General features: G+C 48.3%; 17 protein-coding genes. 10 read left to right on the top strand and 7 right to left on the bottom strand.

The features are described from left to right. The 3 genes from JRI46_10630 to JRI46_10620 all read right to left on the bottom strand — a co-directional run. The coding region (locus JRI46_10630; GenBank protein ID MBW2040025.1) for an ABC transporter substrate-binding protein at positions 1 to 268 on the bottom strand (268 nt) is incomplete at its 3' end. 180 nt (positions 269 to 448) lie between these two features. Next, positions 449 to 1,972 (bottom strand): long-chain-fatty-acid--CoA ligase, encoded by a 1,524-nt coding sequence (locus JRI46_10625; GenBank protein ID MBW2040024.1) that lies wholly within the window; start codon positions 1,970 to 1,972, stop codon positions 449 to 451. A gap of 41 nt (positions 1,973 to 2,013) precedes the next feature. Next, positions 2,014 to 3,300, bottom strand: coding sequence for an AMP-binding protein (locus JRI46_10620; GenBank protein ID MBW2040023.1), 1,287 nt, complete (start codon positions 3,298 to 3,300; stop codon positions 2,014 to 2,016). 183 nt (positions 3,301 to 3,483) lie between these two features. On the opposite strand from JRI46_10620, the gene JRI46_10615 reads away from it, so the two are divergent. From JRI46_10615 to JRI46_10585, 7 genes are all read left to right on the top strand, one after another. Beyond that, the gene (locus tag JRI46_10615; GenBank protein ID MBW2040022.1) at positions 3,484 to 4,335 is read left to right on the top strand and encodes a flavodoxin family protein; all 852 of its coding nucleotides are present in this window, start codon (positions 3,484 to 3,486) and stop codon (positions 4,333 to 4,335) included. Between the two features lie 7 nt (positions 4,336 to 4,342). After that, positions 4,343 to 4,687 carry a hypothetical protein gene (locus tag JRI46_10610; protein MBW2040021.1) on the top strand — a complete coding sequence of 115 codons (345 nt, stop codon included), beginning with the start codon at positions 4,343 to 4,345 and terminating at the stop codon, positions 4,685 to 4,687. Further along, positions 4,677 to 5,927 carry an AmmeMemoRadiSam system protein B gene (amrB, locus tag JRI46_10605; GenBank protein ID MBW2040020.1) on the top strand — a complete coding sequence of 417 codons (1,251 nt, stop codon included), beginning with the start codon at positions 4,677 to 4,679 and terminating at the stop codon, positions 5,925 to 5,927. Before JRI46_10610 ends, amrB begins: the two co-directional genes overlap by 11 nt. A gap of 65 nt (positions 5,928 to 5,992) precedes the next feature. Further along, the gene (locus JRI46_10600; protein MBW2040019.1) at positions 5,993 to 6,658 is read left to right on the top strand and encodes a DUF434 domain-containing protein; all 666 of its coding nucleotides are present in this window, start codon (positions 5,993 to 5,995) and stop codon (positions 6,656 to 6,658) included. Continuing rightward, the gene (locus tag JRI46_10595; GenBank protein ID MBW2040018.1) at positions 6,655 to 6,834 is read left to right on the top strand and encodes a hypothetical protein; all 180 of its coding nucleotides are present in this window, start codon (positions 6,655 to 6,657) and stop codon (positions 6,832 to 6,834) included. Before JRI46_10600 ends, JRI46_10595 begins: the two co-directional genes overlap by 4 nt. 139 nt (positions 6,835 to 6,973) lie before the next feature. Beyond that, positions 6,974 to 7,606 (top strand): LysE family transporter, encoded by a 633-nt coding sequence (locus JRI46_10590; protein ID MBW2040017.1) that lies wholly within the window; start codon positions 6,974 to 6,976, stop codon positions 7,604 to 7,606. Positions 7,607 to 7,626: 20 nt separating this feature from the next. Further along, positions 7,627 to 8,268 carry an MBL fold metallo-hydrolase gene (locus JRI46_10585; GenBank protein ID MBW2040016.1) on the top strand — a complete coding sequence of 214 codons (642 nt, stop codon included), beginning with the start codon at positions 7,627 to 7,629 and terminating at the stop codon, positions 8,266 to 8,268. A gap of 17 nt (positions 8,269 to 8,285) precedes the next feature. On the opposite strand, the gene JRI46_10580 is transcribed toward JRI46_10585, so the two are convergent. Next, a complete protein-coding gene (locus JRI46_10580; GenBank protein MBW2040015.1) occupies positions 8,286 to 9,476 on the bottom strand; it encodes an MFS transporter in 1,191 nt (396 codons plus the stop codon). A 204-nt stretch (positions 9,477 to 9,680) separates the two neighbouring features. Between JRI46_10580 and radC the strand changes: the two genes are divergently transcribed. Beyond that, positions 9,681 to 10,412: a DNA repair protein RadC gene (radC, locus tag JRI46_10575; protein ID MBW2040014.1), complete on the top strand. Its 732-nt coding sequence runs from the start codon at positions 9,681 to 9,683 to the stop codon at positions 10,410 to 10,412. Between the two features lie 35 nt (positions 10,413 to 10,447). Continuing rightward, entirely contained in the window at positions 10,448 to 10,822 is a 375-nt protein-coding gene (locus JRI46_10570) for a Fic family protein (GenBank protein MBW2040013.1), read from the top strand. A gap of 246 nt (positions 10,823 to 11,068) precedes the next feature. On the opposite strand, the gene JRI46_10565 is transcribed toward JRI46_10570, so the two are convergent. After that, on the bottom strand, positions 11,069 to 11,617 hold the full coding sequence (locus JRI46_10565) for a hypothetical protein (protein ID MBW2040012.1): 549 nt from the start codon (positions 11,615 to 11,617) through the stop codon (positions 11,069 to 11,071). A 204-nt stretch (positions 11,618 to 11,821) separates the two neighbouring features. On the opposite strand from JRI46_10565, the gene JRI46_10560 reads away from it, so the two are divergent. After that, positions 11,822 to 12,055: a hypothetical protein gene (locus tag JRI46_10560; protein ID MBW2040011.1), complete on the top strand. Its 234-nt coding sequence runs from the start codon at positions 11,822 to 11,824 to the stop codon at positions 12,053 to 12,055. A gap of 65 nt (positions 12,056 to 12,120) precedes the next feature. Here the strand turns inward: JRI46_10560 and JRI46_10555 are convergent, their stop codons facing one another. After that, on the bottom strand, positions 12,121 to 12,897 hold the full coding sequence (locus JRI46_10555) for a nucleotidyl transferase AbiEii/AbiGii toxin family protein (protein MBW2040010.1): 777 nt from the start codon (positions 12,895 to 12,897) through the stop codon (positions 12,121 to 12,123). Continuing rightward, positions 12,885 to 13,727, bottom strand: coding sequence for a hypothetical protein (locus tag JRI46_10550; protein MBW2040009.1), 843 nt, complete (start codon positions 13,725 to 13,727; stop codon positions 12,885 to 12,887). The genes JRI46_10555 and JRI46_10550 overlap by 13 nt, the downstream gene beginning before the upstream one ends. Positions 13,728 to 14,009 lie beyond the last annotated feature (282 nt).

Below are 14,009 nucleotides of genomic sequence, written 5' to 3'. Positions count from 1 at the left end.
TTTTCACATATTTTACGCCCTCGGGAACTTTATAGGCATGATCAACCATGGTCAACTCGATCTTTTTGCCGGCAACTCCACCCTTTACCTCGTTGACATAGCGAAAGTAATCCATGTGCCCTCTGGCGTGGTACTGGCCCCAGCTGGAGGCTGGACCGGTCAGGTTACACACAAAACCAACCTTGATGGTCTCTTGGGCCCATGCCCCCATCACCAACCCCATACACACAAATACTGCAATAATCGAAATAATAACTAACTTTCGCATGACCCTCCCTCCCTTTTTAGGTGTTATTTTAAAATAAATATCCTCTTACTCACCATACCATAAATCAGTCCTCTCTAACACCTCCTTTTCTTATTTATTGTATGCAGCATACCACGACAAAAATATTTGTCAATATAAAAACCAAAAAACCAGGAATTTTCTTGATTCTCTTATTTAAAATTAGCTATACCCTTCCTTCAGCACAGCCTTACGGATTTTGCCGCTGGGGGTCTTGGGTAGACTAGGAACGAAGTCCACCGACCTGGGAACCTGGTGGTCTTCTAACCGACCCTTGCACCACTCAATGAGTTCTTCCTTCGTAGCCTTCTCATCCGCCTTCAAGACCACCACCGCCTTCACTACCTCCCCTAACTTTTCGTCCGGCACCCCTATCACCGCCACTTCTGCAACAGCCGGATGCAGCGATATCACATCTTCTACCTCAGGTGAGTAGATCGCTTGACCGCCACTGCTGATAACATCCTTCTTCCTCCCTGTGATGTAGTAATAACCTTCCTCATTCTTGAGCGCCAAATCTCCTGTGTGCAAATAACCCTCTTCAAGTGTCTCGGCAGTAGCCTCGGGGAGGTTCCAGTATCCCTTCATCACATTATCACCCCTTACCAGTATCTCACCTACCTCCTCAGGGCAGCAGTCCTGGCCCTCTTCGTTGGCCAGTCTTACCTCAACCCCGAGCACCTCCTTGCCGCAGGAGCCTGGCCGCTTTACTTTCTCCCAGGGTCCTTCCATCAACGGGGGCATGATAACCCCGCCGGTGGCTTCAGTTAAGGCATAAACCTGGATGATAATGTCTCCAAAAATTCGTCTCATTCGCTGATACAAGCCCTCAGGAAGGGGTGCGCCCGAATAAATCATTATCCGCATGCTACTCACATCGTATTGGTCAATCCCAGGATAGTCAATTATAGGAACTATCATTGGCGGGACAAAACACGTGGTGGTTACCCTCTCCTTCTGTATAGCTTCCAAAACTGTTTCAGGAGCGGGTCTGTCCAGCAATACATTGGTGCCACCAATGTAGAAACAGCATCTCATATGCCAAAGACCGCCTACGTGAAACATGGGTAATAGATTTATATGCACATCATTTCGATTGATGGGGAAACACGTCAGTAGCGTACTCACCGTATCGGAAATCAAATTCTTATGGCTCTGCATTACACCTTTAGGTGGGCCGGTAGTGCCGCTGGTATACAAAATCCAGGCAATATCTTCCTCGTCAACAACCACCCCAGGTTCTTCTGCCCTAGATTGAGAGAGCAGCCCCTCATAGCTTTCTAGCCCTTCCCGGGCCTGGCCAAGGACGATGAAGTTTTTGAGCATCTTCGCTTCAGGGCGCAGGGAATTAATTGTCTCCGAATATTTCTCGCCAAAAATGAGGGTGTTCGCTCCAGAGTCATTTATAATATAAGTCAGCCCATTGATATCAAGATTGGTATTGAGCGGCACGATTGATAGACCATCTTTGGCCGTGGCAAAGTACACCTCCACATACTGGGAGCAATTATCCGCCAGCACAGCTACCCTGTCACCCTTGTTCAGGCCCATACCCAGCAAGGCATTCGCCAGGTGGTTCGTGCGGTTATTGAGCTCTGAGTAGCTAAGCCTAAGGTCTCGGTAGATTACGGCTGTTTTGTTGGGAAGCTTTCTGGCATTCTGCCTCAGGATATCCCCAAATAACATTTTTTACCCCCTTTGTGTTGCCTTTGACGCAAATGTATGCTTCACTTCCATTTTCTCTCATCTGCTATTGTCTGACGTTCCTCAGGAATGGTTCCCTGCGGCACAAATTCAATCCGATCCGGCCTAACTCGGCATAGCTGGGGGAATCTCTCAGCCAAACTATCTGACAACTGAGCCTTATCTATGGATTCATCCTTAAGTTCGATCTTAAAGACGAGCTCGTCCCTTTCCCCCTTGCGGCCAACTATTAATTGGTAGCGAGATATTTGATCGAATTCAGAGAACACCTGCTCTGCCTGTTTAGCTATAACGAACATGCCCCTTATCTTGACCGCATCAGCAGTTCGACCAACGATGCCACCAAGTCGGTAGGAGGTTCTACCACACGGGCAGGGCTCAGTGATATATAAGGACATGTCGCCGGTGCCGTAGCGTATTAGGCCCCAGGTATTATTGTGGATGGGCGTAGCCACGATCTCGCCTACTTCGCCTGGCGGCAGCTGTTTGCCCGTATCTGGATCGACTATTTCTATAACGTATTCATCCATGAAGTGCATGCCGGATTTCTCACTACATTCGTAAGCCACACATCCACCGAGATCGGTAACTGAATAGCACTGGAAGGTGGAAATGCCGTAATCTTCTTCAAGCGCCTTTCTTATGGAGGGAGCAAGTATCTCGCCAGTAAACCAGGCACGCTTTAAGGCAAAATCCCGGCGAAAATCATGTCCCATCTCCTCAGCCCTTTTGATGATGGTCATCAAGAAGCTGGGCATCCCGGCATATCCGGTAACCTTCAAATCAAGCATAGTTCTGATCTGTGCATCGGTGTTGCCTACACCGGTGGGGATGACCGTAGCCCCACAGGCCCTTACCCCCTCATGAAAGAGCATGCCAGCGGGAGACATATGATAGGTGGGCGTATTGATCACTATATCACCCTTTCTAAACCCAGCCGCATATAACGTCTTACCGAACCAGCTTATGCCCTCAGCGTAGTGAGGCCCATAAATAGGGCCTGGCGTAATAAATACCCGCTCAACCTCTTCAAGTGGGATGGCCAAAAACCCACCATAGGGCGGCTTGGACTTTTCTAGCTCTATAAGATCACCTTTCCTGGTAATAGGGAGCCTCTCTAGGTCCTTGGCTGTGCGAATCTCAGAGGGACTGACCCCTGCCCGATCAAAAATTTCCTTTGCCGAGGGAGCATTTCGGTAGGCACTCTCTAGGGCCTCACGCAGCTTCTGGCTCTGATACCTCTCCCGTTCCTCAGGGGATATCCCCTCTAGTTCGTCAAAAAATCTGTCCTCTTTAGTCTTGGACATCATAGCCCCCCTTCTTCTGTTTGTAGTGTTTCAGCATACTCCTCCTCCCTCGAAATTTCCATCCTCAATATCATATCGAACTCAAAATATCAAGCCCTTTTTCTGTCGTATCCAAAAATACATCGACCTCATATTGACGACCCTATCTTTAAATGATATAGGAGGCAAAAAGGGCGGGATAAAGAGATGAAGGTCTTGGGATTGGTGGGTAGTGTGCGTAGGCTCGGTAACTCGGAGATCCTTACCAAGGAGGCCCTCATGGGGGCCGAGGAACAAGGGGCCGAGGTGGAGATCCTCCGCCTCACCGACTACGAGGTGAGACCCTGCCAGGGGTGTGCTGCCTGTCTCTTCCAGGGAAGGGATTGTGTCATCGAAGATGACGCCAACTTCATCTTCGCCAAGATGGCCGCCAGTGACGGGATAATCCTCGGGGTGCCCTGTTATATTTTGGAGGCCACCGCTATCGTCAAGCAGCTCATCGATCGGGGCTTTGCCCCCATGCAACAGAACAAGATCAGGGGAAAAGCGGGAGGGGTTATCGTCCCCTATGCCACCCGAGGGTGGACCCAAAATGCCTTTCAGCAGACCAACACCTGGCTCCTCTCCCTGGGTGTAAATATCATCGACCGGCTTCTTATCCACGTCCAGGGGCTCAGTGAGGCCCCTTTGTTCTCCAGGGCCATAGAGAGGGCCCATGCCTTGGGGAAAAGGGTGGCCCGAGCCATAGAGACCGGCGACCATTCCTATCAGGGGGAGGAGGGGATCTGCCCCATCTGCCATGACCGAAACCTCAGGATATTGAAGGATATGGAGACGGTGGAATGTCCGGTGTGCGCCGTTAGGGGCACCCTCCGGGTGGAAGAAGGAAAGATCAAGGTCATATTTAAGGACGAGGCAATCCAGCGGCATCGGTGGACCGAGGAAAATCTTCGGCGCCACTTCACCTATCACCTCAAGCCATCAAAGGCATTCTTTCTCAAAACCAAGGAAGAGAGAAAAAAGAGGATTGAGAAATACAAGGGCTATCTGGGGATGTGAGGGTAGCGTGCGCTATCTGGTAAAGCTTAGGTATTACCCTGGAGATCCCCTCCAGGAGATAACGGAGGAAGACCTGCGCAACATCTCCGAAAGATGGGGCCTGCGGATCGGGTTGGAAGAAGTGAGGGGTGATAGGGAGGGGGGACAAGAGCAAACCCTAGATAAAGACATGGAAGAGATCACGCAGACAGTGATCACGGTAGCAGGTGACCATGCCCCCTCACTACGTAAGGGATTGAAAGAACTCATCGAGAGGTATCGGGCCCCGCGCACTGTCTATGCGCTCTGGGGGAGCAACCCCGCCGGGGAGCAAATCGCTTGGGAGATCATAGAGGAAATGGATGGGTGGTAATAATGAGGAAAAGATGAGGATGGAAAATCCGAAGGTCCGCCCCCTGGATGCCTTCCCAGTACAGGTGTCAGGCAGGGAGATGATAGGGATCAAGGATCCCATCGGGATAAGTCCCGATATTATCTTCGTCCCTCCAGAGGCCTTCTTCCTCATCAGCCTGATGGATGGGACGCACAGCCTGCTGGACCTGCAGGCTGACTATATGCGCAAATACGGGGGGCTCCTTTTCAGCGATAAACTGGAGGAACTCATCGAACAACTGGACTCCCATTATCTCCTAGAAACCCACCGTTTTCAGGACCACCTCCGTCACCTCCGAGAGGAATTCAAAGAGGCGAAGATCAGAGAGGCCGCCTTTGCTGGCCGGGGATACGAGGGCGATCCAGAAAGTTTGAAGGCACAACTCCGGGGATACTTCACAGAGAAGGAAGGTCCGGGGCTTCCCGGGCAGGAGAGGGAAAAAAGAGGGGTAAAAGGGATCGTGGCCCCACACATAGACTTTGTCCGAGGAGGGACATGCTATGCCTACGCCTATAAGACCTTGGCAGAATCCAATGGGGTGGATCTCTATGTAATCCTCGGCACCTGCCACACCCCCATGCAGAATCCCTTCGCCTTTACCCTGAAGGCATTTGAGACACCCCTCGGGAAAGTAGAAGCGGATGGGGAGATGGTTGAAAAGGTGGCTAAACAACTCCCCTTTGATCCCCTTCTCGACGAGTTCTCCCACCGCCATGAGCACACCATAGAGTTTCAAGTACTCTTCCTTCAATATATTTTGGGGGAGAGGGAGTTCAAGATCTTCCCCATCCTGTGCAATTCCTTTCAAGAGATGATCCAACAAAGGGTCTCTCCAATGAAAGACCCCCTCTATAAAGAGTCCATCTCTATCTTCAAGGAACTATTCTACCCCCTCCCCCACCTATGCCTTGTCGCTAGCGCCGATCTGGCCCATGTAGGGCCACAGTTCGGGGGCGCTCAAACGGTTACCCCCGGGGTCCTGACAGAGGTCAAGGCAAAGGATTTGGAGATGTTAAAATATGTAGAGCAACTGAATGGGGAGGAGTTTTATCAATTCATCCTCCGAGAGGGGGACAGGAGAAACATCTGCGGTCTGCCTCCCATTTATGCCCTGTTAAATCTGATAAAGGCCCAAAAGGGGGAATTATTGAAATATCAACAATGGTATGACCCTCAGGGCAAGGGGATGGTGACCTTTGCCAGCATGGCCTTTTTCTGAACCCCACCCATAGATTGAAAAGAGAAAAAAAGATATTATCTTCATAAAAGGCTTAGGCGAATGCAATGGAGATAACAAAAGAACTATGGGAGGCCGCAGAAGACCTCCGCTACCTCCTGAACCGCGGCTATCCGAGAGATGGTTCCCTGCAATTGGTGGGCAACAGATACAACCTCGCCCAAGACCTCAGACACCTCTTGCACCGAGGGGTCTTCCCCGCTCAAATAGCTGAGGAGAGGGGCAGAAAGAGGGTCTCCCTGGAGCAGCTAAGGGAGGAAGGACTTGCCATAGACGGTTATAACGTCCTCATCACCTTGGAAAGCGCCTTGAAGGGCAAAACCATCTTACTGGCTGACGACGACTTTATCAGGGATATCTCCGGGGTCTCTGGTGGATATAGAAAAGGAGCGGCGACAACAGAGGCCTTGAGGTTGATCATCGATCTTCTACTCGTCGCAGGACCAACAGAGGCCATCCTCCTGTTTGACTCCCCCATCAGCGGGAGCGGGGAGCTAGCCGCCCGGATCAGGGGTCTGATGAGGAAGAAAGGGGTACAAGGGGACGCCTTGGCAGTGAAGGTCCCGGAGCGGATCATGGAGGGATATGACGGGATCATCGCCAGCAGCGACACCGCCCTCATCGACCAGGCTCAAAGGGTCTTTGATCTCGCAGGTCACCTCATCAGGGAAATATTGAGGACGCCCTACATAGATTTAAGGAGAAAGGGATGAAGGCATGGCTGGATGAGGAGGTGGAGATGGAGGAAGATCTAACCTTGAAGGTGCATCCCTTCGTTGTTATATTCCTGGTAATTGCCATGAAAAACATTCACTGTAAAGTTGGGATTAAAGGGTGTTGTTACCTTGCAGTATTTTCGAGCCCTACTTCAGGGGGTTGCGCCCCCTGAAACCCCCAATAAAGAAATGGTTCAAGGATTCCAGGGGTCTAGGATTCTAGTGGAAAACAAATTATTTGAACCCTTGAATCCTGTATTTTCCATAGGCGTGGGTGAGGGCAAACCCTCATGAGGGTTTGAGGCGGATGTCATGTGGGCATTGCTGGGTATATTTGCCAGCTCCTTTGTAGTAGGGCTCTCCGGGGCGCTGATGCCAGGGCCAGTCCTCACGGTGACCATCGCTGAGGCCACCAGGAGGGGTTTTTGGGCAGGCCCCCTTATAGTCCTGGGCCATGGGATCATCGAGATCCCCTTGGTCATCTCCTTAGTCCTGGGGTTTGGTAGCCTCCTCAGACAAAACCTCATCTTCGGCATTGTCGGGGTAGGAGGAGCCATCATCCTTATCTGGATGGGGATAGGGATGTTGAAGGGGACAAGGGGGGCTACCTTGGAACTCCAGACCAAAGGGGAGAGGAGGAGAAACCCCATCCTCGCGGGCATCCTGACCAGTATCTCCAACCCATATTTTACCATCTGGTGGGCGACCATTGGGCTGTCTTACATCGCTCTGTCCCAGCGATATGGGATTGTGGGATTGAGCTCCTTTTATGCGGGCCATATCTTGGCAGATGTAGCCTGGTATTTCTCCATCGCCTGGGCCATCACCCTGGGCAAAAGGATCATGGACGACCGGGCATATAGATGGATCATCGGCCTGTGTGGTGCATTCCTCCTGGCCCTTGGCCTCTATTTTGGGTCAAGCGGCCTGAAGGCGCTGGTCTGAAAAAGTAAAGGAGGTGTACTTTGATAGTAAAATTACTGGTGGTGGGACCGATTCAGGCAAATTGTTATATCCTGGGCTGCGAGAGGACCAAACTGGCAGCGGTGATCGACCCAGGAGATGAGGTAGATCGAATCCTGACAGCATTGGCAAAAGATGAGCTGCGCCTGGTCTATATCATCAACACCCACGGACACTTCGACCATACCGGAGCTAACAAGGCCCTCAAGAAGACCACCGGGGCTGAACTCCTGATCCACCCTGCCGATGCCCCCCTCATCCTCCGCCAGGCGGCCAGCGCCTCGGCCTGGGGGATGGGGGTGGAGAACTCCCCTGCTCCAGATCGGTATATAGAGGAAGGGGATATAATAACCTTCGGGGATATCTCCCTGAAGGTCCTTCACACCCCGGGTCACTCCCCAGGAGGGATCTCCCTGGTCACCGACAAGATGGTCTTTGTGGGGGATACCCTCTTCGCAGGCTCGATTGGCAGGACCGACTTCCCAGGTGGTGATTACGAGGGTCTCATCCGTGGTATCCGTACCAAGATCTTCATCCTCGGCGACGATGTGGTCGTCTATCCAGGGCATGGCCCAGAGACCACTGTGGGACATGAGAAACGCCACAACCCCTTCTTCGCCGAAGGGGGGATGAGGTGGTTTTGATTACCATTTCTTCCCCTCTATTGTCTCCCAGCCGATACTGTCCTCCTCAATAAAAACAAGGCGGGCAAGGCGAGTATCTGCATCGCCACCGCAAACGTAATGACGTAGCCTATGGATATTTCATACAAAATTCCTATCATTAAGCTCCCCAAAAACCAGGATACCCCATAGGCTGTATTGAAGACCCCATAGGCGAGACCTCTGCGTTCCATCGGTGTCAGATCGGCTATGGCAGCCCGCATAATGGTCTCCTGGACCCCCATGGCCGCCCCCCAGAAGACCACACCCGCTATGGCGAGACCATAACTTCCTGAAAACCCCAAAAAGGGGATGGGAACAGTTAGCATGGGAAGGGCAATTAACGCCAAGAGCCCGATTTTATCGTAGGTCTTACCGATGACAAGGGCCACCAAGGCGTCCACACCCATTGCCATGGCGTAAAAAAGAGGGATCTGCGCTACTGGAACTATTGATTGGACCTTAAAATGATAGGAGATGAGCTGAAAGTTGACAAAACCCGCCACACTCAGGAAGGCGAACAGGGTATATATCCAGAAGGACCTGGGGAGCTTCCCACTGGCACTTGGTGGTGCCTTACTGTAAGGCCTCTCTATCGCTTCTGGCGAGGGGAGCTTTCGCCTTGCCTTCGTCAGGATGACTAGGGTCAAAAGGGCTGGCAGCCATAGGATTGTGAAGCCCACTTGATATCCGCCCTGCAGGAAAAAGACGGCGGAAAATACCAAAGGGCCGATAAATGCACCGATCTGATCCAGTGCTTCATGGATGCCGAAGCCCCAACCTCTGCCCACCTGCTTTGTGGAATAGGAGAGGATGGTGTCCCGCGCCGGTGTCCTTATCGCCTTTCCCAATCGCTCCAAAACGATCAAGATAGCGGCGACCTGCCAAACACCTGCCAGGGCCAAGAGGGGGATGGATAAAATGAGGCCGTAGCCGATAAACACAAAGGCCCAGTATCGCCCTGTGCGGTCGGCCATATATCCGGAGATCAACCGCAGTGCATAGCCGAGGAACTCCCCCAGCCCCGCAACCAGACCGACAACAGCGGCATTTGCTCCTAAGGTAGATAGAAAAGGGCCCGTAACACTGCGCGCCCCTTCGTAGGTTATATCCCCGAAGAGGCTTACCATGCCCAACAGGACGATGAACTGAAAGGCCGACCTTCTGGAGTCTTTGTTCCCGCTTTGCATTGTGGATGCGTTCGCTACTTCATCTTCTAATGGGGTTTTTCGTGTTCTCCCTATTCTTATCATATACACATATGAAAGGCCCTTGGGTCAAGAAAAAATATCTCCATGATGACTAGGGGGGACAAGATATTCTTAAGGAGCTTTTATAAACCATAGGGTTCACCACCCCTGATTAAAATGGTATATTAAAAGAGGTGATAGGAAATGCAAGAATCAAGAGATAAAAGGGAAGGCCATCGGAGAAGATTACGAGAGAAATTTATAAAAGCAGGTACTTCAGGATTTCATGATTATGAGATTGTGGAATTACTCCTTACCCTAGGAACCCCTCGAAAAGACTGCAAGCAACAGGCAAAAGAGGCTATAAAAAAATTTAAAACTCTTCGGGGTGTCCTTGAAGCACCGGTCGAAGAACTTCAGGAAATCAAAGGAATTGGGCCACATAATGCCTTCGGCATAAAACTGGTTCAAGAGGTAGCCAGAGAGTTTCTTAAAGAGAAGATCCTTGAAAAACCCATCTGTAAATCTTCAAAGGAAGTTTTCGATTATCTTTATCACTCTATGCGCGATCTTAAAAAAGAGGTCGTTAAGGTCATCTTCTTAGATGGCAAAAATAAGATTATAGATATTGAGGACCTATTTGAGGGCACATTGAATACATCAGCGATTTATCCTCGTGAGGTCATGAAGAGTGCGATCAAAAACAATGCCCTCAGTCTTATCTTTGTCCATAATCATCCCTCTGGCGATCCAGAGCCCTCTGCGAGTGATAAGGATATAACAAAACAGCTTGTTTTCGCAGGTAATCTTATGCAGATTAAAGTCCTGGATCATATCATCATAGGCAATAACAAATATTTTAGCTTTGCAGATGAGGGATTGATTGAAGAATATAACTTAAATTTTTTAAGCATAAAAAAGGGGGGGGATGTTTAACCAAAACTTTAGAATAACTAATAAAATAATCAACCATATTGCAGACATTGCTGCTGCTAGGGGGTAGGATTTCTCATTACGAGTTCGTTAGAATTCACCCCTTCGTAGATGGAAACGGAAGGACCGCAAGAGCGTTAGCCACACTCATTCTCTACCTGAATGGTTTTGATACCAAAAGATTCTTTGCCCTTGATGATTACTACAATGAGAATAGAGAGAGATATTATGCTGCGCTGCAAACAGTAGATCAAAAAACATTGGATGTAACAGTCTGGCTGGAATATTTCTGCGAAGGTGTTGCTGTTAGTATGAATCGGGTTAAAGATGCGGTCTTAGAGCTAAGTTTTGATAGAAGGACAAAAGAGAAAAAGGGGGGGATCTTCTTAAATGAAAGGCAGAGGAAGGTTTAAAGCATTTACAAACAAATCTGAAAATAACTACTAAGGAATATCAGGATATGTTCGATGTCGCTGGACGAACAGCACGGGGTCATTTAAACGAATTGGTAAAACTGGACTTAATCAAACCTGTAGGACCTCAGAAAGGAAGGTACTATGTGTTAGCTTAACCTGTTGCCGAGAAATTGCCGAGAAAATAAAAGAGGAATTTTATGAACAAATCAAACAAGGAGAAGATTGAGTTTATAAAGGACACCTTTATCCATTGGGGGAGAAGGTGATTTTAATGACGCATCGGCCGTCCCCTTTCACGAGGCTTTCTTTGATCTCATGAATGGGTTTGAGGTGCAAGATCTTCATAACCCCATTTCTTAATGCCTGGCAACCGCATTCATAGCCCTCCAACATATTCGCCTTGCTGAGAGAATCATAGACATGACATCGGGTCCCTGTCCAAACAGCAGTATCTCCTTCATATTGAATAGGCTCGTTTATATAAAGTTCATCAAAAAAGGCGTTCTTCCAGACGGTCTTAAAGACAAACATCAATTCTTGAATTGAGCGTGGCCTTTGAATAATTTTTTCACGGAGCAGCATGATGGTCATCATTCGGAATATCTTCTCGGAAACCTCAAGGTTAAGTCGGTTGGCCTGATCAGGTCCCAATTCCTTGACAAGCTCAGCGTGCCAAAAGGAGTCGTGGAGCCACCACAGTTTATTCAGGGTGTCATTGGATTTGAATTTCTGTATCAACATAAAGCGTGCTGTTTTTACGAAACAACCAATTAAGACTATCCCTTTCACCATGAAGGCCACATTAATATACTACTTTTTGTGAAAAGATAAAAGCTCTCAACATTTAATTGGAGGGATTAAATAATAAAAGTTTTTCCCTTTTGAGGGCTGGGCTTTTCTTTTCTATTCTAGCCTGTAATGAGAATAGATTGTCATTATGAAAGATTTAACTCCATATAAACACTTTTTTTATGAACCAAGGGTTCAACACCGCTGATGAAAATGGTATTTTTAGATAAAGATATAACAGAAAAATTAGTGTTTTTGAGAGTAATCAATCAGAAGGCAAAGGAAGAAGTTTACATTATATCTTGGCGTAATCTTCTCCACAGGGAGTTCGGGATTAAAAGTATTGGTAAGGGAATAAGGTTATATTATCTCTTATCAAGAAATGATTGTCATTTTTTGACCGCAAGGGCAATCGTTGAAAGAGAGATAGGCATTGTTTAGGTGGAACGACCAAACCCTTTCAGATGTCGTGCGGGAAAAGTTGGATTGGCTGAGTGAAGTATAATTCATTTCATCAAGAATTTTAGCTCACTTTTTAGACCGGAAATCACCTTTTGCAGTTCTGGAACAGGATAAACAAGCCTCCATAGTTCCTTCTCCCAATACCCTTCCAAAATTCCTAAAAGGTCATCCGGAAACATCTCTCCTAGTCCCATAAACTCTATCCCCTTATACTCACACTTCTTCCGCAACAGGCCTTTCAACCTACTTTTATCAGGTCTTAACTGCATTAATTGCCAGACATCATAGTAATCCCTGCTCTTTTTCCTTTCCAGAAGTGACCTTATTTTCTGTGCGCCGATCTCTTCAATATTCTCAACCCTGACCTTAAAGGACGGGTAATCAGAGTATGTCTGGCTAATTTTCCTGCTGCAAATCCTGTCTATCGGGGTTTCTCGGGTCACATCCACCTTGATCCAGTTCTTCTGGAGCAAAGCCTCATACTGGATTTTAAGCTGCAGGTAGCCAGGATTCGAGTGTTGCCTCTTTAGGGTAAGCCTTATCCTGCTGGCATTTTGTATTCGATCAAATATTTCTGCAAGGCGTGCTACTATCCCCTGAAAATACCCTGCATAGACAAAATCAAGGTCTTCGGATAACCGCCAGATCCTGGGGAAATATACCTTTGAAAGCGCAGTCCCGCCCTTGAATGTCAGGCCGTTTATTTCGGCCAAACCAAACAGGAGCCATCCCAGCACATAGTCCTTTTCCATCATGCCAAGTGTAAGGTTTCTTTCTCTTGCCTTCTCCAGGAGCTCTCTTCTGTCTATCAATACATCCACCTGTCCGGCTTCAATTCAAGATTCACCAGGAGACCCCATTTACAGTTATGCCTTCCCCTTTTGGGAGAAAGACGGTCAAGGACAGGATAACCCTTTGAAGGCCTGAACTTGCTGAAGAGGTCTTTATACTTTTCAAGAAGCCCGGTTATTTCCAGAATGTAGCCCAGCCTTTTTAAAATGGCCAGGTTTCCCATCTTCTCTGCAAAATCATATACCTTTTTAAAATCCATCTCATTATGACTAAAATAGATCGATCTGGCCACTTCGTCTATACCCCCAGAGTGCTCAGGGTGATCCAGACAATCGGCAATGGTTTTCTCAGGGCTCGATATATTTACCTTCCAGCCCTCCAGCCCTATCTCCTCAAAGCCAAAAAATTTCTTCTTATCTATCTTTACAAAATAATAGCCTGCATTCAGTATCTCCAGGGGCATCCTGGGCTTCGTGGTGGCGATAAAGGTGGTTCTGGGTATCTGCTCTGAAAAGCCATAATGGTTCAGTGCAGACCAGTAGCCTATGTAGTAAGGTTCCACCAGATGGGAGGCTATAACGAAATTGTGCAGGAGAAAGCTATCTGCTCCCCTCATCCCCACATCCAGGGGCACTATAGCATAGAGTCCCCTTTTCAAGGAAAGGACCCATTTTTTCCCAATCAGGGAGGACATGACCTTCTTGGGCTCTTTCTTGATGATCTTCCTCACATCCTCTATGCTGAAAATCTTCTTATCCTCTCTGGCCAAGGTTGAAATCAGGAGGGATTCCCCCGGTGTGAGGCCTTTCTTGTATTCTCCTCCAGGTTTTTTCCTAGTCCTTATTTTATGTTTTTTCATAGTTAGTACCATTTTTTTACCACCAATTATAAACTTATATAAATCCATGTCAACAGGGTTTTAAGTACTAAATTTGGAAGGGATATTAACTAGGCATATGATTTCCCTGAAAAAACAAAGCTTCGTCTAAAACTAACGGCTCTATAAGCAGTTGAGATTTAAGCATATTTGATCAGGATTTCAATTCGGCGCTCATTCTAACAACCACATGCCCCCACCCACCACAACTCGGGCCAGTATCAAAACATCCGGTGGTGTTAAACATCACCTCATTGGGGTCCC

The sequence above is a fragment of the Deltaproteobacteria bacterium genome (genome assembly GCA_019308925.1).
Taxonomy (GTDB): domain Bacteria; phylum Desulfobacterota; class B13-G15; order B13-G15; family RBG-16-54-18; genus JAFDHG01.
Note: the sequence above shows the minus strand (reverse complement) of the source record. Positions and strands in the feature narration are given on the sequence as shown.